This is a genomic window from Algoriphagus machipongonensis, from assembly GCF_000166275.1.
Classification (GTDB): Bacteria; Bacteroidota; Bacteroidia; order Cytophagales; family Cyclobacteriaceae; genus Algoriphagus; species Algoriphagus machipongonensis.
Window position 1 is genome coordinate 1,542,008 of record NZ_CM001023.1, and the last position, 22,586, is coordinate 1,564,593.

Consider the following 22,586-nt stretch of genomic DNA (forward strand, 5'->3'; position numbering starts at 1 on the left):
AAAATGAAGCGCGTATTATTCATGCTGCTATTGGCATTAAGTGCCAGTCCGATTATTGCCCAGACGGAAACAAATGATTCGATACCAAGATTGGATCAGAAAACAAGAAGAGTCTTAAATTCTCAAGACCAAGCAGCTTTTCAATTATCACAGCGGTATGCTGACCCATTGGTAGGTAGAGTTAAACTCTATGAGTTGATGGTGAGAAATCCTGAAGATATGAGGTATCCTGAGTTGTTGGCAAGTAAGTATTTTGAAAGCAACCAATATACCTCTGCAGCACTCGTTGCAATGGATATTTTAAGTGTCAATGATAAGAGTGTGGGAGCATTGGAAATTGCTGCATTTTCACTTGAACAAGTGGGAGCCTTGGATAGAGCTTTGCCTCACTTCGAAAGCTTGTATTTGTTGACTGGAGATAACTTCAGTTTGTACAAATCTGCATTTATCCAATACTCGCTAAAGCGATATGAAGAAGCTCTTAATTCGGTAAATATGTTGGTGAAAAATGTCACCGCGGAAGATAAGATCGGCTTTAATACTGAAGCAGGGGTTACACAAGAAGTAAGTATGAAGGCTGCAGCCCTTAACTTAAAAGGAATGATTTATTTGGATCAAGGATCAAAGCCAGAAGCTAAAACGGCTTTTGAAGAAGCGATTCAGCTAGATCCTAATTATGAATTGGCAAAAGAGAATCTTAAGAAAGCTCAATAATTATAGATTAGCTTAACCCATTTAAAGGCTGGTGAATAACCGGCCTTTTTTATTAGAAAAATAAAAAATAAGCGAGGGTAGTTGATACTACTGAGATAGAAAAGCTCACTAGTAGTATTTTTGAATAGTTAGTTACCAGATTTCGACCATGTCCTCCTTGGGCGACTACTGTCTTATATGGTTTGATAATCTCTTGGGTTAATGCCAAGCTTCCAAAGAAATAGATGGACAAAATCAAAAATAAACTTGCTGCTAGTTCCATGGGCTTTCGTTTTTAACAAATGTAATCGCCTGTAAATTTTTTTAAGACTATTTCTGAAAACTTAACAATTTGATAATGAACAAAAAAAGAGACTCGGGTATCCGAGTCTCTTTTATTTTGTGATATTTAGTCTCCTTATCTTACCGCTACTTGATCAACGTCACCATCAGGATCTCCATTAACGGGGCCTCCGGCTTTTGGAGTTCCCCAAATCAGTAATCCGCAAACATGTGGAGAAGCCATGGATGTTCCATTATACGAAGCATATCCACCGCCTGGGATAGTAGATCTTACCCCTACGCCAGGAGCAGCAAAATCAATTGGAGGGTTACCGTAATTTGAGAATGACGCATAAGTGTCATTACTATTCACTGCTGACACGGTATAAATGTTTGGGTGATTAGCTCTTGCTGGAGATGAAGAATTTGCATCAGTGCTCTCATTTCCTGCAGCTAATGCTACTAGGACTCCTTTTTCAGCTAATTTTATGACAGCAGCGTCTAAAGCATCTGATGGAGGACCTCCTAAGCTCATATTGGCAACATCCCCTATTTCCGCTTCTGCTTCAACAAAATCTACTCCTGCAATGACTCCTGAATAGGAACCGGAACCTCTTGAGTCAAGTACTTTTACCGGAACGACCGTTACTCCAGCTGCCACACCAACTACACCTATTGAGTTATCTATGGCGCCTACAGTTCCAGAAACATGGGTTCCATGTCCGTTATTGTCGGAAGATAAATCAGAGTCTCTACCTTTGGTGAACGCATTAAATCCACTTGCCACATCTACATTTAAATCTGGGTGCGTGGAATCAATTCCAGAATCAATAATATAGGCTTTTTTACTTCCTGTGTAGGTTTCTCCTCCGCCAACTCTAGCAATCCCATAAGGGGTTTCTTGTTTTGGGTCAGACCCACCTCCTCCACCATTATTGCCTTTTCCTGGAGGTGGTGCTAATGCTATTATTCTATCTCTTTCAATGAACTTAATAGCAGGATCTTTTGATATTTCTTCGTATTGCTCTTCAGTAAGGGTTACCGAAAAACCTGTGATGGCATTTCCATAAACATGGCCTAGATTTTCATTTCCGATTCGGTATTTGGAAAGAAGGTCTGAACTTGTTTTTCTCATAGCTGCCTGAACAGCATCGTAGCTCATGTCCTTTCTGAAATTCAAGGTAGAAGGCTGGAGTGTAATAATGTACTTTCCAGGAATTACATCCCCGCTTTTATAGCCGATGTGTTCGACAGCGTCTTTGGAGATTGGGGTGTCGTCTTGAGGTTGGCAAGCAAAGCCTAAAACACCGATGGCCAATCCTGCCATGAGGATTGGTTTGTTCCAAATTTTGTTTTGGTTGAACATAATAATGTTTAGTTAATGATTGGAAAAAGCTTTATTAGGTTGAAGTACCTTCTAAACCTTCGATAATGTCCAAAATTTTTATGTTTTTACCAATCCCTTTTTCAAAAAAAATAGGGGTATAAAAAAAGGTCTCATCAATTTGAGACCTTTTCTATTTATTTTATTATTTGGTTTTCTATCATATTTCCAAACCTGACTTTCCGTTCTAAAGTACTTCCAATATCCTTTCTGTCCAGTTTTTCGAACCTTCCAGAGGATGGGACTCCAGTAATTTGTTCTATCGCTGTTCTCAATAGTAGTTCATTTACATTACCTAGTGGTGACAACCTCTCAGAAGATTCCCTCACTTCAATGTTGGGAGTAAAACCAGTGGAATAATCGGATTGGTCTAAACTGTTGAAGCTTTGAGAAACAATAGGTAGAATACCATAAGGATTGTCCGGGTTGTCCTCATCTTCAAATGGAATTGAGCCTACATTTTTACCATAGGTAACATCACCAATCATAAATACATCTAAGTAAGGCTTTAATCCATTGATGACTAATTCTGATGCAGAAGCAGTTCTCTGTGAAGTAAGTACATATACTCTATTGCCTTCTAAAATATTTCCGAGGTTTTGAGCTTTTACCTTAAAAGCGGTTTTTACATTCGCTAACTCAGGTATTTCAGACATCAAAATATTGTTGTACTTCGTTTTGGAGAAAATGTCCGTATTGGTCACGTTTGGAGCTATTAAGCTTGCCAAGTTTGTTGCTGAGGAAACATATCCTCCTCCATTGTATCTAAAATCAATAATCAGGTGTTGGATACCTTCTGCTTTAAATTTCGCAAATATTTCATCAGTTTCCTGATCATAAACAGTGCTGGTTCCTCCATTACCCGGAGCAAAGAAGTTATACATGAAGTATCCTATCTTTTGACCCTCAATGGTATAAACCGTGTCAATGTAATTTGGGTTTTCACTTAATTGTACTACTTCCAATGTCAAAGGAGCCTGCTCTTCATAAACCAAGGAAGAAGGGTTGATACTTAAATAAGTGATGGTATGTTGAGCTTCTGTTTCGCCAAGTAACTCCCTGTAGTTTTCTGTAGTCATTTGTACTCCATTGATGTGAGTAATAATGTCTCCTCTAACTAAACCTGCTGCTTCAGCTGGGCTGCCTTTCTTCACATAAGAGATTTCCGCGATTACATTAGTGCTTCCAGTGCTTTCTAAATAAAGCTGAAACTCATAGCCTGCTTCTAATGTGACGCCACTTAAGCTATTGATCAGTTCTTGGTAGTCTGGATAAATCACTGAAAAACGATCCGTTGGTTTATAAAGAAGAGACTCAAAATAATCTTCAGGATCTGAATCATCAGCAATCGGGGTTCCCAGATCACTTACCCAGTAATAAACCTCATCCATGACATCATAGATCCAGTTATTAACGGCTACTTCTGAGCTTGGGTCAATAACCGGCTCGGTATCTTCTTTGTCTTTACAGCTCCAACCAAGCACCATGAAAGATGATAGGAGGGCTACTTGTAGCAATTTGGTTGATTTCATAAAACGTAATTTAGGGCAATTTATGAACGAATTGGGAATGTATTTGTTTGGTTTTGAGGATTTTTTGTCAATACGTTGACCCAAAGGATACATCGTGTGTCTTGCTGTCTAGCAATTTCCCATTTTCACACTTAAGTACTCTGTATGGGTATTTACGAAGTAACTCATGGTTATGGGTTGCCATCAATATAGATGTTCCTTTTTTATTAATTTCTTGAAATAGTTTGAATATCCCATCCGCTACATCTGGATCAAGGTTTCCAGTAGGCTCATCCGCCAATAAGATAGAGGGTTCATTGAGCAAAGCTCTTGCAATTACCACACGTTGTTGTTCCCCTCCAGAAAGCTGGTGAGGCATTTTACTTGCGGCATTATTCAATCCTACAAGAAGAAGGACTTCAGCCATTCGGGCTTTTATTTTAGAAGAGTCCTTCCAGCCCGTAGCTTTCATGACAAAATTTAAGTTCTCAGCGACAGTTCTATCACTAAAAAGCTGAAAGTCCTGAAATACGATGCCGATTTTCCTTCTTAAAAAGGGGATTTCCTTGGTTTTGATTTGGGTGAGGTCAAAGCCAGCAATCTCAACTTTCCCGCTTTTTAATGCCAAATCAGCGTATAAAGTTTTTAACAACGAGCTTTTACCACTTCCGGTTCTTCCGATTAAAAATACAAATTCGTGTTGCTCGACTGAAAAATCCACGTCAGTCAAGACGGGATCCATTCCTTGGAATATTGTGGCATTGGTTACCTGGAGAACAGGTTCTGTGGTAAAATCCATCTTCACAGATCTAATTTTTTAAGTTTCCCAAAAGGCAATTCTTGAATTAGGTTTTCCAATTCAGTTTCTTTTCCCTCCAATCCAAATTTCTCAATATTTTTCAAGGGTCGGTCTGCTCTAAAATAAGCAACCAACACAAAGTTCTCATCTCTGATTTGGATGTAGTCTGGAATTTTAGCTTTGCCTTTTACTTTAATGATATACATACGTGGAAGTTAAAAAAAGGCCGACGAATGCCGGCCTTTTCATTGTTATTTTCCTGCCGCTTTCGCATGATCAGCCAGAAACTGTGCCAATCCTGAATCCGTCAGCGGGTGTTTTAATAAGCCAGTGATAACTTTTAAAGGACAAGTCACAACGTCTGCTCCAATTTCTGCACATTTTATCAAATGCATGGTATGTCTTACAGAAGCTGCTAACACTTGTGTATCAAAGCCGTAATTTTGGTAGATATGAACAATCTGTTCGATTAGCTCCAACCCGTCATAAGAGATGTCATCTAATCGGCCAATGAATGGAGAAAGATAGGTGGCTCCAGCTTTTGCAGCAAGAATTGCTTGACCTGAAGAAAATACCAAAGTACAGTTAGTGCGAATTCCTTCACTGTGAAAATATTTGATTGCTTTCACACCATCTTTGATCATCGGAATTTTCACCACGATTTTGTCATCAATTTTGGCAAGCTCTTTTCCTTCTTTGATCATGCCTTCATAGTCAGTAGAGATGACTTCGGCACTTACTTTATCATCAACGATGTTACAAATAGCTTTGTAGTGCGCAGTTACATTTTCTGCTCCGCTGATGCCTTCCTTTGCCATAAGTGATGGGTTGGTAGTTACACCATCCAATACACCAAGGTCATATGCTTCTCTGATTTCGTCCAGATTTGCGGTGTCAATAAAGAATTTCATGATTGAATTGTTAATAAAATGGTCACCTAACTTCCTTTAAAGTTATGTACAAATGAATTGTACTCCTACAATAAGACTTTAGATGGGTTAAATAGATTTAATTGCAGTGGACAAAGTTAGAAGATTAATCAAGATTAGGAACTTGATAATGCACTGCTTCACAAAAAAAAGGGTAAAAAAGAAGCGGCATCGCACCGCTACAACCGCCTACCCTTGCTTCCTTCCGGACCTGGGGGATTCAGCAGGAGCTGGTCGTGCCGCTAGGCCACAAAGGTAAGGCAAAAATTACAGTTTACAATCCCTGAATGGAATATTTGCTTTGATATCTATTATCTGTACTGACTGTCAATGCGATAATTATTCAGAATCTTTCAAATAAAATTTTCTATGCTTTGGAAGCTTGAAGTTGAAACTCTAAAGGACTACAAGTTTTAAATTCGTCAACCTCTAAATCCTCAAAAATTTCTTCGTCAAATTCCATTTCAGTTTTTTCAACTTTTCCATCAGGGTGGATGATCAGTTCTAATCCAGTAAAATCCTCGGGGTTGACCTGAACAAGTACCTGATAGTCATCAAAGACTCTTTTAAAATAATGGGAAAGAACTTTTGCCATAATTGCTTTTTATTGCAAAGGTAGAAAATCATTTCTTCTCTTAATATCTAGAAGTATATGGGTAGGAATAAAATTGATTGTATTCCTCAGTCGGTGTTTGAGTCTCTTTAATTCGATCAAATACGTAAAAGGCCTGTATCAATAACTCCTGATCGCTATAAGTTTTTGCATAGCCTATTCCTTGGTTTTCTACCTTGAATAATACTCCATAGGGGCCTATGATTTCATATCCATTAGGATTTTTCTTTCGTTGGATTTTTATGGTTTCCCCATCAGCAAACTCAAACCTTGCTGAGCCAAAAAAGTAACTACCTCTTCCTTTTGCTATCAGTTCATTCGTTTGATTGTTGACTATCCTTACTTTGGAGAGGCTCTGAATATCTTTATGAAAGAAAATCCTCGTGTCATTCGATTCTTTAATTAGGTCGGCAAATAAAAAACCTTTGTCAATTTTTAAACTTACCGAGGAATCTAATTCTGTTCCGTATGGAATATCCATGACGGGTGTGCTCCATTTTGGGCCGTTTTGAGCAAAAGAACTTACTGTTAAGAAAAATACTCCAATAGCAATTAAATTTTTCATCTGAAGTGTAGTTTAGAATATTGTTTTACGAGTTCAAGACTTTATAGTTTACAAGGATTGCATCTTTTGGAGCAGCGAAATTTCTGAAGTGAAGAATTTTTTTTGAAAAAAAAATGACTTGATGCTTTGTACTTCATAATCCCTTTCTAAATTTGCTGCCATTCTTATGAAAACATTCGCAAACAAATATTGGTGGTGGCATTCTTATTCTTTCCAAAAGGAAGTTTAGAAAGCCCCTGCAATAAAATTTGCGTTACGATATAGTATAAAAGGCTTACTGGATTTCCGGTAAGCCTTTTTTATTGAAAATAACCACGAAATGACTCAAGTAAAACTCCCGATTTTAACCACTTATAGAAAGCGATTAGCGGATACAATTACTCCTGTGAGTATTTATCTGCAAATCCGAGATCGATTTGCCAATCCGATTCTTTTGGAGAGTTCTGATTACCATGGACACGAAAATAGCTATTCCTATATCTGTTTTAATCCATTGGCTACTTTTACTTTCAATGCAGGTAAAGTAGAAGAAACTCTTCCTCTTGGACATTCGGTTTCGTATGAGGTTAACTCAGATCAGAGGCTGATGGATAGTCTAAGAGCTTTTGGAAATAAATTTGATATCTCTCAGGATAAATTCAAGTTCAGTTCCAATGGACTTTTTGGATATATCAAGTACGATTCAGTTGCATATTTTGAGGATATCCAACTTGAAAATACGGAGCCAAATGCGGTTCCTATGATGCAGTACTCTGTCTACCAAAATATTATTGTGGTGGACCATTATAAAAATGAATTGCACCTTTTGGAACATCGCATCGCTGGGGCAGAAAATCCTGAGTTGATGGATGAAATCGAGCGTTTACTGGCGAATAAAAATATTCCGAGTTATTCATTTAAGCGAGTAGGGGAAGAAAACTCAAACTACACGGATGAGGAGTTTTTAAAGATATTAAATCAAGGAAGAGAGCATTGCTTTAAAGGCGATGTTTTTCAGATCGTGCTTTCCAGAAGATTTAGCACAGAATTTAAAGGCGATGAATTTAATGTATATCGAGCTTTACGCTCTGTAAACCCATCGCCTTATTTATTCTATTTCGATTATGGCTCTTTTAAAGTTTTCGGAAGTTCACCGGAAGCCCAGATCGTGGTGAAAGAAAATAAAGCCACGATTTATCCCATTGCAGGGACTTTCCGAAGGACTGGTAATGATCAGGAGGATGCAGCTTTGGCAAGAAAGCTTTACGATGATCCAAAAGAGAATTCAGAACATGTCATGTTAGTGGATTTGGCTAGAAATGACTTAAGCAGGACTTCTGAGAAAGTAACGGTGGATGTTTTCAAAGAAATCCAGTATTACTCTCATGTGATCCACTTGGTTTCAAAGGTTACAGGAGAGTTGCCAGAAAAAGCCAACCCTTTACAGCTGGTAGCAGATACATTTCCGGCTGGAACGCTTTCAGGAGCACCAAAGTATCGGGCAATGCAGCTAATTGACGAATTAGAAAATGTCTCCAGAGAGTTTTACGGAGGAGCCATTGGGTATTTGGGCTTCAACGGAGATTTCAATCATGCCATATTAATCAGGTCTTTTGTCTCAGAAAACAATCATCTGAGATTTCAAGCAGGAGCTGGGGTAGTTGCCAAATCAACCATTCCATCAGAATTGCAAGAAGTGGCCAATAAACTGGAAGCCTTACGAGTTGCACTTCGTGCGGCGGAGAATATTTGATTGAAAAATTGTAAGATTTTAAAGTTGAAAAATTATGGCAAAGGTTGATCGATTTGAAGATTTAAATGTTTGGAACCATGCAATCGAAATAGGATTGAAAATTTACCAACTGGTAGAGTCAAATCATTTGGTAAGGGATTATCGAGCAAAGGATCAACTTATAGGAGCTGCAATTTCAATTTCAAACAATATAGCAGAAGGGTTTGAGTACAACAGTAATCGTCAATTTATAAAATACTTAGCTATTGCTAAAGGATCTGCTGGAGAGCTAAGAAGTCAACTGTTTTTATTAGTTAAAGCAAATAAAATAACAGAAAAAGAATATGAATTTCTCTATCAAGAGATGATTCAGATTTCCAGTGAGATAAAAGGATTTATTAAATACTTGAAGGGATTTGAACAGAAGAAAAAAGGGAAATGAATCCAATATTCCAATTTTCGAATTTTTCAATCTTTCAATTACAATACGGAAAAATAAAACAATAAAGATGAGAATCTTAGTCCTAGATAATTATGATTCCTTTACCTATAACCTGGTTTATATCATTAGGCAATTGGGTTATGGAGGGCAAATGGATGTTTATCGTAACGATAAAATAACAGTGGAAGAGGTAGATCAGTACGATAAAATCCTACTTTCTCCAGGACCCGGAATTCCAGAAAATGCGGGTATTATGCCGGAGCTGATTAAAAAATACGCGGATACCAAGTCAATTTTGGGTGTTTGTTTAGGACATCAGGCTATAGGAGAGGCCTTTGGTGGAGATTTAACCAATTTATCAGAAGTGCTTCATGGAGTGTCTTCTACGGTAAAAGTTTCGGATGATTTGCTTTTCAAAGAGGTTCCCGATACTTTTAGTATTGGTAGATATCACTCTTGGGTAATCAATGAAATCACCCTTTCCGAGGATCTTGAAGTGATTGCCAGAACACCAGATCAACAGATCATGGCAGTAAGACACAAGAAGTTTGATGTCAGAGGATTACAGTTTCATCCAGAAAGTATCTTGACAGAAAATGGTATCCAAATCATAAAAAACTGGCTAGAAAGTTAAATCTAGCAACACCCTAACAACCCCCTTTATTATGAAAGATATTATTAACCACTTAATAGAACATCGGACTCTTAGCCAAACGCAGGCCAGAGAGGTTTTGAAAAACATCACATCAGGTGACTACAACCAAAGTCAGATTGCGGCTTTTATGACAGTTTACATGATGCGAAGTATTACGGTTGAAGAACTTTCCGGTTTTCGTCAGGCTATGTTGGAGCGATGCATTGGAGTGGATATAGCCGAATACGATGCGATGGATCTTTGTGGTACTGGTGGTGATGGAAAAGACACGTTTAATATTTCAACTCTTTCTTCTTTCATTGTGGCAGGAGCTGGTCAGAATGTGGCTAAACATGGAAACACTGGAGTATCATCGATCTGTGGTTCCTCAAACCTTTTGGCCTATTTTGGCTATGAATTCACCAGTGATATTGATAAAATTCGTCAAAGCCTGGACGATGTAGGTATTTGTTTTTTACATGCCCCACTTTTTCACCCTGCAATGAAACATGTAGGTCCTATCCGAAAGGATTTGGGTGTAAAAACTTTCTTCAACATGCTAGGCCCTATGGTTAATCCAAGTTTTCCGAAAAAGCAGATGGTTGGTGTCTTTAGTTTAGAATTAGCCAGGCTTTACGGATACCTTTATCAGGAAATGGATGCTAGATTTTCAATCATTCATGCCATGGAAGGATACGATGAGATTTCTTTGACAGGAGATTTTAAAATGATTTCTAATGAAGGAGAAAAAGTTCTTAATCCAAAGGACTTAGGGTTGCAAAAATTAGATGCTACTTCGATTGAGGGGGGAAAGACAATTGAAGAATCAGCAAAAATATTTGAATCCATCCTCAAAGGAAAAGGTACAAAAAGTCAAAATTCGGTGGTTTTGGCAAACTCTGCTGCCGCATTGGTGACCGCGCAAGAAGGGCTTTCGTTTCCTGATGCCGTAGCTAAAGCTGAGGAAGTTTTACTCTCGGGAAAAGCATTGGATGTATTTGAAGGACTTGTTAACCCAAAAACTACCGTTTCATTAGCCTAAATCACATGAATATTTTAGATAAAATTATTGCAAGAAAGCATGAAGAAGTTGCTGAAAAAAGCAGCTTGGTTCCTGTGAAACTACTAGAGAAAAGTCTGTTTTTCGAAGGGAAAGTAGTGTCAATGAAAAAATATGTGACAGATCCGGAAAAATCAGGTGTCATTTCTGAATTTAAAAGAAAATCTCCTTCCAAAGGATTGATCAATGGTGCTGCCGCTGTAGAAAGTGTGAGTATTGGATACATGCAGGCGGGGGCTTCAGCATTATCCATTTTGACAGACAAAGATTTCTTTGGAGGATCTAACGAGGATTTGAAGACTGCTCGAAAATTCAATTACTGCCCAATCTTAAGAAAGGACTTTGTTGTGGATGAATATCAGATTTTGGAAGCAAAATCTATAGGCGCTGATTGTGTTTTATTGATTGCAGCTGCTTTGGAGCCAAAGAGATTGAAGGAATTGGCAGCTTTTGCCAAAAACTTAGGGCTGGAAGTGTTGATGGAGGTGCATGATGGAGAGGAATTGGAAAGAAGTTTATGTGATGATTTGGACTTGGTGGGAGTAAATAATCGTAACCTGAAGACTTTTGACGTTTCCTTAGATACATCGTTAGAATTAGTGGATCGAATACCTTCTGAATTTGTAAAAATTTCAGAAAGTGGGATTTCTAAGCCAGAAACCTTAGTAACCTTAAAGAAATCTGGATTTGACGGGTTTCTGATTGGTGAGAATTTCATGAAATCTGCTAGACCAGAACAGTCTGCGTACACTTTTATCAAGGAATATAAAAAGTTGCTATCGAAAGAAATAGCATTGAATAAGGTCTGATGCAAATCAAAGTATGTGGTATGCGGGAGCCGGATAATATTCTGGCTTTGGTCGAAGAAATCCAACCCGATTGGATGGGATTGATTTTTTATGCCAAGTCTCCACGTTTTGTGCCTTCTGAAAAAGTAAAGGAGTTAGCAAAAGTTTCGCTTCCTAAAGTGGGTGTTTTTGTAGATGAAACGGTAGAGGAGGTGCTCCAGAAAATTAAGGAGTTCAACCTTTCTGCAATCCAGCTTCATGGGAGTGAAAGCCCAGAATATGTTCGAGAACTCAAATTGAAAACGAATAAAAAGCTTTGGAAAGTTGTGTCGGTTGGGGATAGGGTAGAATGGGAAACATTGAGAGCTTATGTGGGGTTGGTAGAATGTTTTCTGTTTGACACAGCTACAAAGAATCATGGTGGTTCGGGTAAACAGTTTAATTGGCAGATTTTAAAAGATTATCCTTTTGAGGTGCCATTCATTCTGAGCGGAGGCATTGATGAGGAGTCAGCCGATGAATTACTTCGATTTGCAGAGAATTCTCCCCAGCTAAAAGGGATCGATTTAAACTCCAAATTCGAAGATGCACCAGGGCTGAAGAATATAGAGAAGCTGAAGAGTTTTAAAAATAAAATTAGACCATAGTGTTTAGTCCATGTTCCTTGGACTAAAACTATCAACTATAAAATATATGATCAAAGTAGATGAAAAGGGCTTTTACGGCAAATTTGGTGGAGCATATATACCAGAGATGTTGCATCCGAATGTCGAAGAACTGAGAGAAAACTATGAGTCAATTATGGCTTCTAAGGAATTTCAGGATGAGTTTAGAGGTTTGTTGAAAGATTATGTAGGAAGACCAACACCGCTTTATTTTGCTTCCAGACTATCTGAAAAGTATGGCGCTAAAATTTATCTAAAGAGAGAAGATCTTTGTCATACGGGAGCTCATAAAGTGAACAACACCATCGGTCAGATTATTCTGGCCAAAAAGCTGGGTAAAAAGCGGATTATTGCGGAAACAGGAGCCGGACAGCATGGAGTAGCAACAGCTACAGTCTGTGCTTTGATGGGGATGGAATGTACCGTTTATATGGGAGAAATAGACATTGCCCGTCAGCATCCTAATGTGGAAAGAATGAAGATTTTGGGTGCGACAGTTGTACCCGCTACCTCTGGTTCCAAGACTCTAAAAGATGCAACCAATGAAGCCATGCGTGCCTGGATCAATAATCCAGTGGATACCCATTATATCATTGGTTCGGTTGTAGGCCCTCATCCTTATCCAGAAATGGTAGCGAGATTTCAGTCTGTTATTTCAGAGGAAATCAAGTGGCAATTGAAAGAAAAAGAAGGTAGAGAAAATCCTGATATAGTCATTGCTTGTGTGGGCGGTGGATCAAATGCTGCTGGAGCATTTTATCATTATTATAATACTCCAGAAGTACGATTGGTTGCTGCAGAAGCTGGAGGTTTAGGTGTGGATTCTGGAAAGACAGCAGCTACCACTTCCAAAGGGACGCCAGGGATCTTACACGGCTCAAAGACTATTCTTATGCAAACTGAAGATGGACAAGTGGTAGAGCCGCATTCCATATCAGCAGGTTTAGATTACCCAGGAATAGGTCCTGTTCATGCCCATTTATTTGATGTGGGGAGAGGGGAGTTTGTAGCCGTGGATGATAAAGATGCGATGGAAGCCGGCGTAGAGTTAAGCAAGTTAGAGGGCATTATCCCAGCCATTGAATCTGCACATGCGCTTTATGCTTTGAATAAAATTGAATACTCCAAAGATGATGTGATCGTAGTCAACCTTTCTGGTAGAGGAGACAAAGATCTGGAGACCTATATTAAATGGGGGAAATATTGATTTTGGAATTATGAAGTAGGTTTTATAAGGTCTATGGAACTTCGGTTTTTTCTAAACATTCAACCTTTTAGTAATCTAATCTCGAATGATGAATGCTGAATTTAGAATATTGAAGTAACACAGCTTTCAATCCTTACCGCCTTCCAACCCCCAAGTCAATTTTCCAATTTTAAAATTTTTCAATTCCGAAAAAAATGAACCGAATACATACATTATTTAATACTAAAAAGGAACGCGTTCTCTCTATCTATTTTACAGGAGGGTTTCCTGAATTGGAAAGCACGATGGAAATCATGGAAGCGATCCAAGCAGGTGGCGCTGATATCATTGAGATCGGGGTTCCCTATTCTGATCCTGTGGCTGATGGTCCGACTATTCAGGATAGTAATATGATCGCATTGGAAAATGGTATTTCGCTGAAAAAGATTTTCGAACAATTAAAGGGCTTTCGTGCCAAAATTCATATTCCAGTGGTTATGATGGGCTACCTAAATCCGATCATGCAATATGGAATGGAGGAGTTTTGCAAGAAGTGCAAAGAAGTAGGAATAGATGGATTAATCCTCCCAGATCTACCAATGCAGCAATACTTGGATGACTATAAGAGTCTTTTTGAGGAATATGAATTGGTGAATACTTTCTTGATTTCACCTCAAACTTCAGAAAATAGAATTCGTGAGATTGATGAAAATACCAATGGCTTTATCTACATGGTCTCCTCCCATAGTATAACAGGGGCGAAGGCCGGGATTTCTGAAGAACAGATAGCTTACTTCGAGCGAGTAAAAGCAATGAATCTGAAGAACCCAAGGTTGATTGGCTTTGGGATCTCTGATGCCGAGACTTTCTCTAAAGCTTCAGAATATAGCAATGGAGCAATTATCGGATCGGCTTTTATTAAGACAGTAAAAGATTCTAAAAGTTTAAGTGAGGATATTCAGAAATATTTAAAAAGTATTGTTGAATAAAAAGTAAGCCATTTTATCTCATTTTCTAATAAAAAATTTATCAATCCGAAGTCTCGTACTTCGTATTTCGCAAATCGTATTTCACCATGATTATTCAGCTTCAACCCGATATATCCGAAAGCCAAAAAGATAAATTGATCCGTGAGGTCAACGGAATCGGCTACAAAACAACCGAAGTAAAAACCCAGTTGGGAGACTATTTGATCGGGATCGGTAAAAAGGATTTTGATATCCGAAAAATTGGTCAAATGGATGGCATCGTCGATATCCATATTGTTTCTGACGAGTATAAATTAGTATCCAAAAAGTGGAAGGCCAAACCAACCTCAGTGGATTTGGGAGATAACATCTTTATCAAGGATGGAGAGATGGCTGTAATTACTGGGCCTTGCTCAATAGAGTCCGAGGAGCAAATCCGTGCGGTGGTTGCCCATTGTATAGAAAATGACATCAAGATGATGCGTGGAGGAGTTTTCAAGCCAAGAAGTAGTCCATATGCCTTTAGAGGTTTAGGGTTGGAAGGTTTGAAATTATGGCATGAAATCGCCAGTGAAGCTGGTATAAAGATCGTGACGGAAGTGATGCAAACTTCACAGATCGAAGAAATGTATCCTTATGTGGATGTATATCAAGTAGGAGCTAGAAATTCCCAAAATTTCAATTTGCTTGATGAGTTAGGTAAGGTGGACAAAGCCGTCATGATTAAGCGAGGAATTTCGGGAACGATCGAAGAACTATTGCAGTCTGCAGAGTACGTGTTCTCGGGAGGAAATGAGAAATTGATTCTCTGTGAAAGAGGAATCAGAACTTACGAAAGAGCTTCTAGAAATACTTTGGACTTGAATGCAATCCCGATTTTGAAAGCTAAATCGCATTTGCCGGTCATAGTTGATCCATCTCATGGAATCGGTATCCGCGCTTATGTGCCACAAATGGCTTTGGCAGGAGTAATGTCTGGTGCAGATGGAATTATTTATGAATCCCATGAAGTTCCTGAAAAAGCTTATTCAGACGGTCAGCAGACGCTTGATTTCGCACAAAGTGCAAGGTTAGCCGCATGGATCAGAGAGAGTTTTGCAATGCGGAAAGGATTTGATTTGTTGTAAAGTATTGATTTCTAGAATTACCTGATTAAATTAGAGGCATGAATCCAACACCAAGAACTTTCGTACATCATTCTTATTACCATTCTCAATGAAGGGATAGGATGACTATGGATTTTTGGTAAAAAATAATAGAGGCCTATTCCTAGCGGAATAGGCCTTTTTTGTTTCTAGAAAAACAATAACCGTTCTGCTGCTTCTCCAGAAGCTGCATCTCTTAGGATGAATTTCGTCCTGCTTATGGAGAAGCAGAACAACAGAAATTAGAAGAAAACAAAATATGGTTTGTGAAGACACAAACCACGGCAATGTTATCGTCTAGCCTCTGGAGAAGCTGGACAACTGAAAAGAAGAATATTTAATTAGAACAGAATATACCCAAATAGCAAGAACATGAATTCAAAACCAAAAGACTGGGTCTTTAGCGATCCGAGATTACAGAAACTCAGGCAGGAGTATGACACATATACTTCGGAGGACTTTAAAGTTTGGAAGATCCTTTTTGAAAGGCAGATGCCAAACTTACCAAAGGCGGCCTCCAAAGCCTACCTTGATGGTGTGGAGATCGTTGGTTTCTCAGCAGATCGAATTGCGAATTTTGAGGATTTGAATCAAATTTTAGCAAAAACTACAGGTTGGGAAGTTCAGGTGGTTCCTGGTTTGATTGATGATGATTTGTTTTTTGGCTTACTAAACAATAGACGATTCCCATCATCCACTTGGCTAAGGAAAATGGAGCAGTTGGATTACTTGCAGGAACCGGATATGTTTCATGATGCATTTGCTCATATGCCCATGTTGACCAATCAACCTTATGTGGACTTTCTGGAAAAACTTTCCGGCATAGCTTTAAAACATATCAACAATCCTTGGGCGATCCAGCTTTTAAGTAGGATTTATTGGTTTACCATAGAGTTTGGATTAATAAAAGAGGGTGGAGAGCTAAAAATTTACGGTGCAGGTATCTTAAGTTCAGCAGGAGAGACTAAATTCAGCCTTTCAAATGAACCGAATCATATAGATTATGATGTTCGAAGGATTTTGAATCAAGAATACTGGAAAGATCGCTTCCAAGATAAATACTTTGTGATCGAGAATTATGAGCAGCTTTACGAATCGCTTCCAGAGATAGAGGAAGTGTTGGAGGAGATGCTTTTAGAGAAAAGACAATAGACATTAGACGCTAGACATAAGAATTGAGGATGGTTAATCTTGAATCTTGAGTCTAGCGTCTTGATACTGAAAAATGAAAATAGCAGTCATAAAATATAATTCCGGCAATGTGCAGTCGGTACTCTACGCTTTAGAAAGACTTGGGGTAAATGCTGAGTTGACAGATGATCCTGAGGTGATTCGAGCGGCCGATAAAGTGATTTTTCCAGGGCAAGGTGAAGCAAGTACTGCGATGAGATACCTTAAAGAGCGAAAGTTGGATTCTTTAATTAAGGAATTGAAGCAGCCTTTCTTAGGGGTTTGTTTAGGCTTGCAGCTTTTATGTGAGTATTCTGAAGAAAATAGAACAGAATGTTTAGGAGTTTTTCCAGTTCAGGTTAAACGATTTATTCCGGAAAATTCGCAGGAATTTAAAGTTCCTCATGTGGGTTGGAATGAGTTGGAAAATTTATCAGATAACCCCTTGTTAAAGGATTTACCAGCCGAACCATTTGTGTATTATGTGCATAGCTTTTACGCAGAATTGAGTGACTTTACCATCGCTCAGACACATTATATTCATGATTTCTCCGGTATTCTCCATCGGGATAATTATTATGCTATTCAGGCTCACCCAGAGAAGAGTGGTTTAGTAGGAGAGAAGTTATTGGAGAATTTTATTTCTCTTTAAAAGTATAGTAAAAACACTTCGACTTCGCTCAGTGTGACAAAAACCTTTGTCAGGTCGAGCGGAGTCGAGACCATATTGAACTAACTCAAACCTTAAGTTATTGATTCTTGATTCTTGAATCTTGCTTCTAAAATCTCAAAAGATGCAAATAATCCCAGCAATAGACCTCATCGGAGGAAAATGTGTCCGACTTAGTCAGGGCGATTACAGCAGCAAAAAAGAATACCACGATGACCCGTTGGAAATGGCCAAGCGCTTTGAAGGTGCCGGAATACAACGCCTACATTTGGTGGATCTTGATGGAGCCAAAGCTAAGAAAATCGTGAATGGCGAAGTGTTGCAGCGAATTAGTGCAGGAACGAACTTAAAAGTTGATTTTGGTGGAGGAATTCAGGCGGATGAAGAGATAGAAAAAGCTTTTGAATTAGGAGCTAAACAAGTGACTGGGGGAAGTATTGCGGTGAAAAATGCCAGTTTGTTTAAATCTTGGATAAAAACTTACGGCTCAGAAAAGATCATTCTAGGAGCTGATGCAAAAAATAGAAAAATTGCTGTTGGGGGTTGGGAAGAAACTACCTCGGTGGATTTAATTCCATTTATCAAGGATTATGTGGCACTGGGAATCAGTTATGTCATTTGCACAGATGTAGCGAAAGACGGATTGCTTCAGGGCCCTTCAGCAGACTTATATAAAGAAATATTGGAAGAAATCCCTAACGTTAAATTAATTGCTAGTGGAGGAGTTTCTTCCGTGAAGGACTTAGAAGAACTGGAGAAAATCGGTGTCTTTGGGACAATCGTGGGGAAAGCTTATTATGAGGGAAGAGTGACGCTGGAAGAATTGGCAGCTTTCATTTAAGTCAGAAGGCTAAAATTAGAAATCTGAAATCTTACAACTTTACCACTTTACAACATAATTTTCCAATCTTTCAATTTTAAAACCCGCCATGGCGGACAAGTAATTCCAATTCAAAATGTTAACAAAACGAATAATCCCCTGCCTCGATATTAAAGAAGGCCGAACTGTCAAAGGAGTGAACTTTGTGGAACTTCGAGATGCAGGAGATCCTGTGGAGTTGGCGAAGATTTACTCTGATGAGGGAGCTGATGAATTGGTGTTTTTGGATATTACAGCGACAGTTGACAAAAGAAAAACCTTAGCTGAATTGGTGACCAAAGTGGCAAAGGCAATCAACATTCCATTTACAGTAGGAGGAGGGATTTCTACGGTGGAAGATGTGAAAGTGCTTTTGAATGCAGGGGCAGATAAAATTTCTATCAATTCATCTGCGGTGAAAAATCCTCAGATCATCAATGAAATGGCGGCAGAATTTGGTTCTCAATGTATCGTGGTGGCGATCGATACGCGAAATGTCGATGGAATTGACTTTGTGCATACACATGGTGGAAGAAAAGCTACTTTGCTAAAGACCCAAGAGTGGGCTCAAGAGGTCTGTGATCGAGGTGCTGGAGAAATTCTGTTGACTTCCATGGATCATGATGGAACCAAGGCAGGTTTTTCAAATGCTCTTTTGGCTGAGATATCATCAGCTCTCAGTATTCCAGTTATTGCTTCGGGAGGAGCTGGGAAAATGGAACATTTCAAAGATGTGTTTACCTTTGGGAAAGCAGATGCTGCTTTAGCGGCCAGTATTTTTCACTTTAAAGAAATTGGTATTCCTGAGTTGAAAAGTTATCTCGCAGGTGCAGCAATCAGTATAAGAAAATAAGGGAATAACCTTTGAGGTCTTCAAGACCTCGAAGGTTTTAACTAAATAAACCTTCGGGGTTTTAGAAACACCAAAGGTTAGAATGGATATGAACATAGATTTTAAAAAAATGGACGGTTTGGTTCCGGCAATTGTACAAGATGCTATTAGCGGAAAAGTATTGATGCAGGGCTATATGAACGAGGAGGCTTTGACAAAAACGAAGGAAAGTGGAATGGTTACTTTTTTCAGCCGAAGCAAAAACCGACTTTGGACCAAAGGTGAGACTTCCGGTAATTTTATGGAACTGGTTAGTATCGCAGTAGATTGTGATGGCGATTCCCTATTGGTAAAAGCCAATCCTAAAGGCCCAACTTGTCACACTGGAGCAGATACCTGCTTTAATGAGGGGAATTCTTCTAAGACGGGCTTTATAGATCAATTGAGAGCTATCATTAAAGACCGTAAGAACAACCCAACGGATCAATCTTATACAGCAAGCTTATTTGCCAAAGGCATCAATAAAGTAGCTCAGAAAGTAGGAGAAGAAGCAGTAGAAATTGTGATTGAAGCGAAAGATGATAATAAAGAGCTTTTCATGGGGGAAGCAGCAGACTTACTCTATCACTATTTAGTGCTTTTGGAAGCCAAAGGTTATGAACTAGATGAGGTGATGGATGTTCTGATTGAACGACATAAAAAATAGAAAATGATTAAAGCCTGATTTCTCTCACAGGCTTTAATTTTTAATAGACGGGAAACTCTTTTCTGAGGCCTTCAAAAGCATCTATCATTTCCCAAGAAGGTCGAAAGTAACTGTTTTGAATTCTGGCGTTCACATTTCCGTTTTCTAAAAACTCCAAAGCTGCTTTTAGCCTTAAGTCATTAGGATCTCCCCAATTAAACTGGGGGCTGTCACCTACCAAAAAATCCGGTTCAAACCCATCAAAATATTCAGCATTCCCTTCTGCATTGGCAGTGGCAAAAGTGATTGGTACAAGCTCAACATTATTGGATTTTAAGGTATTGTTATAATTGGATAATGGAAAAGAGCCTACGGGTTTTCCATAGGTATTATCCCCGATTAAAGTAATGTCGAAATAAGGGTTTAGGCTATTAATGACCAATTCGGATGCTGAAGCACTTCCTCTTGAAGTGATAAAAACGAGTTGAGAGAGGTTTAACCCGCCTTGTTTTTTGAAAAGGGTTTCCCTTTCAAAATTTGCTTTTAGGCTATTGAGCTTATTGGTATACATAAGCTTTTCATTATCCTTTGCCTGAATCAAAAAGTTCATGATTTGTTCGGCAACATCCACAGACCCTCCACCATTGTACCTCAGGTCAATAATGAGTTCAGATATATTTTGATCTTGAAAAAAATCTAAGGATTCCTGAACTTCTTTACTTTGTGTGGGACTTAGACCCGCAGTGGCTTTGAAACTGTTGTAAACCCAATAGCCAATTTTTTTTCCACCTCTCTCAATTACCTCCTGATGGAGAATTGAGTTGGATTGATATTCTGCTTTCGTATTACTTCTACTTGTGGTAGACCCATCGGGTAATTTAAATGTAAAGCTATTTGTGATTCCAGCTTCCGCGTTTCCTAATTGAAAATCATAAGAACCTGCACCATTTTTATATTCTGAGATTGCCTTTCCATTAATTTCTATTATTTCCCAACCTCGTTTCCAGCCATCTTTTCCTGCTGGGGCATCATCATAGACAAAGGTTAAAAAGAGTTTTTCATTTGCATCGAAGGCAAAGCCAAAACCATGACCGGCATTTTTACCTACGAAAGAATTGTTGAAATCCTCAATAGTAGTAATGTAAGAAAACCGGTCAAGGGGTTTGAATTTTAAAGCTTCTAGGTATTCCTGATTACTGTCAAACCCCTTGGGCTCAGGTCGTTCAGGTAATTCTTGATTCCAGTAATACCACTCTTCCAGTGCATCATAAATCGCATTTTTGACTTCAATTGAATCTGGATTTGGAATAGGGTCATCTTTTGATTGACAAGACCAAAAAACCAAAATTACCATCGTAAATAGCCAAAATGTCTTTTTCATGCTTATTGGTAAATGAATATGGTATGAGTCAAGAATTAGAAGCTATTAGATAGCGATATCGTAAACTTGGACTTTACTCCACATTGATGAATATTTCTCGATAAATTCTAAATGAGTTGGGTCAGTTTGATATACGTTTTGATCTTCTAAACTGTCGAAGAAAATAGTACAAGAAACCTGAAAACTATGATCTACTACATCTCTGTCCGCAGTGTCTGCAGGAGTTCCAGCAATAAATTTCCCAACTGTTTTACATCTTCCTAACATTGGAACTGCCTCCGTTAGGAATTCTTCAGTATTAGCTACGTCGTGTAGCCAAAAATAGACTTGATGGATCATTTTTTGTTTTGCCATTTCTTTAGCGATTGATTGAATAGGTAAAAGGGCTGCAGCACTTGCTACTCCCATTGTTGATAAGAATTGTCGTCTTGATTTCATGTCAAATTTGTCAAATGGAATTTATAGCAGGGGTTAAATCTGACTTCGATTCCTCAAAGATTCTAAAGATAAAAATTTATATTGCTTTTCGATAACGATTTTGAAACGCCCAGGACCTGCTTTCCAAAAGCAGGTATTTCTTTAATAAAATAACCATGAATTATCGGAAATTAGGAAAAACAGGATTTGAAATTTCGGAAGTTGGCCTTGGTACTTGGCAGATTGGTGGAGGATGGGGAAATCCATTTGATCCAAAAATTGCTGAGGAGCTTTTAGCTGAGGCATTTGATCATGGAGTAAACTTTATTGATACAGCTGATGTGTACGATGCTGGCTTAAGTGAGGCTGCGGTTGGGAAAGCTGTGAGAGAATTTTCAGGGAAAATTTTTGTTGCTACCAAATGCGGAAGAAGGATTCAGCCTCATCAAAATCAAGGCTATACCGTTGATAAGTTGAGAAGGTATGTGGAGGATAGTCTCAGAAATACGGGGCTAGAACAGCTGGATTTAATTCAATTGCATTGCCCACCTACAGAGGTGTATACCAGGGATGAAATTTTTGGGCTGTTTGAAGATTTAAAAAGCGAGGGGAAAATTGCAGCGATGGGAGTTAGTGTGGAGAAAATCACAGAGGGACTTAGCGCTATGAAATATGAAATCGTCTCGAGTATTCAGGTGATTTTTAATATTTTTCGCCAAAGGCCGGCGGAAATACTTTTTAGAAATGCTGCTAAAAATGACATTGGATTGATTGTTCGGGTTCCTTTGGCGAGTGGCCTGTTGAGTGGAAATATTAATACCGAAACTAGCTTTTCGAAAGATGATCATCGCTATTTCAATAGAGAGGGTAAAGCTTTCGATAAAGGTGAAACTTTCTCTGGAGTACCTTTGGAAATTGCCTTTCCAGCGATAGAAGAATTGAAAAAAGAAATTGGGGCAGATTATTCCTTAGCGGCTTTTGCTTTGAAATGGGTGCTGATGTTTCCTGAGGTTAGTACCGTAATCCCAGGTGCATCCAAGCTTTCACAGCTGCAATCAAACATCAAAGTTTCGGAAATGGCACCTTTATCTGAAAAAAATATGGCTATCGCAAGAGAGGTATATGACAAATACATTCGGCCAGAAGTGCATCATCTGTGGTAAAAAATTAAGCCCCTTGAATCGAGATTCAAGGGGC

The 22,586-nt window shown here is 38.7% G+C and carries 25 protein-coding genes and 1 other RNA gene; 16 read left to right on the plus strand and 10 right to left on the minus strand.

The annotated features are described in order from the left end of the window. Positions 1-3: 3 nt before the first annotated feature. Positions 4-714, plus strand: coding sequence for a tetratricopeptide repeat protein (locus ALPR1_RS06675; protein ID WP_008199420.1), 711 nt, complete (start codon positions 4-6; stop codon positions 712-714). 397 nt (positions 715-1,111) lie between these two features. Here the strand turns inward: ALPR1_RS06675 and ALPR1_RS06685 are convergent, their stop codons facing one another. The 8 genes from ALPR1_RS06685 to ALPR1_RS06715 form a co-directional block, all read right to left on the minus strand. Next, a complete protein-coding gene (locus ALPR1_RS06685) occupies positions 1,112-2,302 on the minus strand; it encodes a S8 family serine peptidase (protein WP_008199422.1) in 1,191 nt (396 codons plus the stop codon). 194 nt (positions 2,303-2,496) lie between these two features. Continuing rightward, entirely contained in the window at positions 2,497-3,891 is a 1,395-nt protein-coding gene (locus tag ALPR1_RS06690) for a S41 family peptidase (protein ID WP_008199423.1), read from the minus strand. Between the two features lie 67 nt (positions 3,892-3,958). Then, the gene (locus ALPR1_RS06695; protein WP_008199424.1) at positions 3,959-4,669 is read right to left on the minus strand and encodes a cell division ATP-binding protein FtsE; all 711 of its coding nucleotides are present in this window, start codon (positions 4,667-4,669) and stop codon (positions 3,959-3,961) included. A gap of 2 nt (positions 4,670-4,671) precedes the next feature. Then, positions 4,672-4,875 carry a hypothetical protein gene (locus tag ALPR1_RS06700; RefSeq protein ID WP_008199425.1) on the minus strand — a complete coding sequence of 68 codons (204 nt, stop codon included), beginning with the start codon at positions 4,873-4,875 and terminating at the stop codon, positions 4,672-4,674. 45 nt (positions 4,876-4,920) lie between these two features. Next, complete coding sequence (gene fsa / locus ALPR1_RS06705; protein WP_008199426.1) at positions 4,921-5,580, minus strand: fructose-6-phosphate aldolase; 660 nt, start codon at positions 5,578-5,580, stop codon at positions 4,921-4,923. A 177-nt stretch (positions 5,581-5,757) separates the two neighbouring features. Beyond that, positions 5,758-5,844, minus strand: an RNA gene (ffs, locus tag ALPR1_RS20515) — signal recognition particle sRNA small type. 121 nt (positions 5,845-5,965) lie between these two features. Beyond that, positions 5,966-6,193 carry a hypothetical protein gene (locus ALPR1_RS06710; protein ID WP_008199427.1) on the minus strand — a complete coding sequence of 76 codons (228 nt, stop codon included), beginning with the start codon at positions 6,191-6,193 and terminating at the stop codon, positions 5,966-5,968. A 40-nt stretch (positions 6,194-6,233) separates the two neighbouring features. Next, entirely contained in the window at positions 6,234-6,776 is a 543-nt protein-coding gene (locus ALPR1_RS06715; RefSeq protein ID WP_008199428.1) for a hypothetical protein, read from the minus strand. Positions 6,777-7,095: 319 nt separating this feature from the next. Here ALPR1_RS06715 and ALPR1_RS06720 point away from each other — a divergent pair, with 319 nt between their 5' ends. The 14 genes from ALPR1_RS06720 (at position 7,096) to hisIE (ending at position 19,612) form a co-directional block, all read left to right on the plus strand. Then, positions 7,096-8,508: an anthranilate synthase component I family protein gene (locus ALPR1_RS06720; protein ID WP_008199429.1), complete on the plus strand. Its 1,413-nt coding sequence runs from the start codon at positions 7,096-7,098 to the stop codon at positions 8,506-8,508. Positions 8,509-8,542: 34 nt separating this feature from the next. Continuing rightward, on the plus strand, positions 8,543-8,929 hold the full coding sequence (locus tag ALPR1_RS06725) for a four helix bundle protein (RefSeq protein ID WP_008199430.1): 387 nt from the start codon (positions 8,543-8,545) through the stop codon (positions 8,927-8,929). 67 nt (positions 8,930-8,996) lie between these two features. Next, positions 8,997-9,563: an anthranilate synthase component II gene (locus tag ALPR1_RS06730; protein WP_008199431.1), complete on the plus strand. Its 567-nt coding sequence runs from the start codon at positions 8,997-8,999 to the stop codon at positions 9,561-9,563. A 31-nt stretch (positions 9,564-9,594) separates the two neighbouring features. Beyond that, positions 9,595-10,605, plus strand: coding sequence for an anthranilate phosphoribosyltransferase (gene trpD, locus ALPR1_RS06735; protein ID WP_008199432.1), 1,011 nt, complete (start codon positions 9,595-9,597; stop codon positions 10,603-10,605). A 5-nt stretch (positions 10,606-10,610) separates the two neighbouring features. Next, on the plus strand, positions 10,611-11,432 hold the full coding sequence (gene trpC / locus ALPR1_RS06740) for an indole-3-glycerol phosphate synthase TrpC (RefSeq protein WP_008199434.1): 822 nt from the start codon (positions 10,611-10,613) through the stop codon (positions 11,430-11,432). Continuing rightward, positions 11,432-12,058, plus strand: coding sequence for a phosphoribosylanthranilate isomerase (locus ALPR1_RS06745; RefSeq protein ID WP_008199436.1), 627 nt, complete (start codon positions 11,432-11,434; stop codon positions 12,056-12,058). Before trpC ends, ALPR1_RS06745 begins: the two co-directional genes overlap by 1 nt. A 46-nt stretch (positions 12,059-12,104) precedes the next feature. Beyond that, positions 12,105-13,283: a tryptophan synthase subunit beta gene (trpB, locus tag ALPR1_RS06750; protein WP_008199438.1), complete on the plus strand. Its 1,179-nt coding sequence runs from the start codon at positions 12,105-12,107 to the stop codon at positions 13,281-13,283. Positions 13,284-13,477: 194 nt separating this feature from the next. Then, positions 13,478-14,251: a tryptophan synthase subunit alpha gene (gene trpA, locus ALPR1_RS06755; RefSeq protein WP_008199439.1), complete on the plus strand. Its 774-nt coding sequence runs from the start codon at positions 13,478-13,480 to the stop codon at positions 14,249-14,251. An 86-nt stretch (positions 14,252-14,337) separates the two neighbouring features. Further along, positions 14,338-15,357: a bifunctional 3-deoxy-7-phosphoheptulonate synthase/chorismate mutase gene (locus ALPR1_RS06760; protein WP_008199441.1), complete on the plus strand. Its 1,020-nt coding sequence runs from the start codon at positions 14,338-14,340 to the stop codon at positions 15,355-15,357. A 390-nt stretch (positions 15,358-15,747) separates the two neighbouring features. Further along, positions 15,748-16,527 carry a phenylalanine 4-monooxygenase gene (locus ALPR1_RS06765; RefSeq protein ID WP_008199442.1) on the plus strand — a complete coding sequence of 260 codons (780 nt, stop codon included), beginning with the start codon at positions 15,748-15,750 and terminating at the stop codon, positions 16,525-16,527. A 73-nt stretch (positions 16,528-16,600) separates the two neighbouring features. Next, the gene (gene hisH / locus ALPR1_RS06770) at positions 16,601-17,197 is read left to right on the plus strand and encodes an imidazole glycerol phosphate synthase subunit HisH (protein ID WP_008199443.1); all 597 of its coding nucleotides are present in this window, start codon (positions 16,601-16,603) and stop codon (positions 17,195-17,197) included. A gap of 142 nt (positions 17,198-17,339) precedes the next feature. Next, positions 17,340-18,056, plus strand: a complete 717-nt coding sequence (gene hisA, locus ALPR1_RS06775; protein WP_008199444.1) for a 1-(5-phosphoribosyl)-5-[(5-phosphoribosylamino)methylideneamino]imidazole-4-carboxamide isomerase — start codon at positions 17,340-17,342, stop codon at positions 18,054-18,056. Positions 18,057-18,171: 115 nt separating this feature from the next. After that, complete coding sequence (gene hisF / locus ALPR1_RS06780) at positions 18,172-18,927, plus strand: imidazole glycerol phosphate synthase subunit HisF (RefSeq protein ID WP_008199446.1); 756 nt, start codon at positions 18,172-18,174, stop codon at positions 18,925-18,927. Positions 18,928-19,009: 82 nt separating this feature from the next. Beyond that, entirely contained in the window at positions 19,010-19,612 is a 603-nt protein-coding gene (gene hisIE, locus ALPR1_RS06785) for a bifunctional phosphoribosyl-AMP cyclohydrolase/phosphoribosyl-ATP diphosphatase HisIE (RefSeq protein WP_008199448.1), read from the plus strand. A 40-nt stretch (positions 19,613-19,652) separates the two neighbouring features. Here hisIE and ALPR1_RS06790 read toward each other — a convergent pair whose 3' ends face one another. Both ALPR1_RS06790 and ALPR1_RS06795 read right to left on the minus strand, forming a co-directional pair. Continuing rightward, positions 19,653-20,972 carry a S41 family peptidase gene (locus ALPR1_RS06790; RefSeq protein ID WP_008199450.1) on the minus strand — a complete coding sequence of 440 codons (1,320 nt, stop codon included), beginning with the start codon at positions 20,970-20,972 and terminating at the stop codon, positions 19,653-19,655. A gap of 45 nt (positions 20,973-21,017) precedes the next feature. After that, positions 21,018-21,410: a Dabb family protein gene (locus ALPR1_RS06795; protein ID WP_008199451.1), complete on the minus strand. Its 393-nt coding sequence runs from the start codon at positions 21,408-21,410 to the stop codon at positions 21,018-21,020. Positions 21,411-21,565: 155 nt separating this feature from the next. Between ALPR1_RS06795 and ALPR1_RS06800 the strand changes: the two genes are divergently transcribed. Continuing rightward, positions 21,566-22,552, plus strand: a complete 987-nt coding sequence (locus ALPR1_RS06800; protein WP_008199452.1) for an aldo/keto reductase — start codon at positions 21,566-21,568, stop codon at positions 22,550-22,552. Positions 22,553-22,586: the final 34 nt, after the last annotated feature.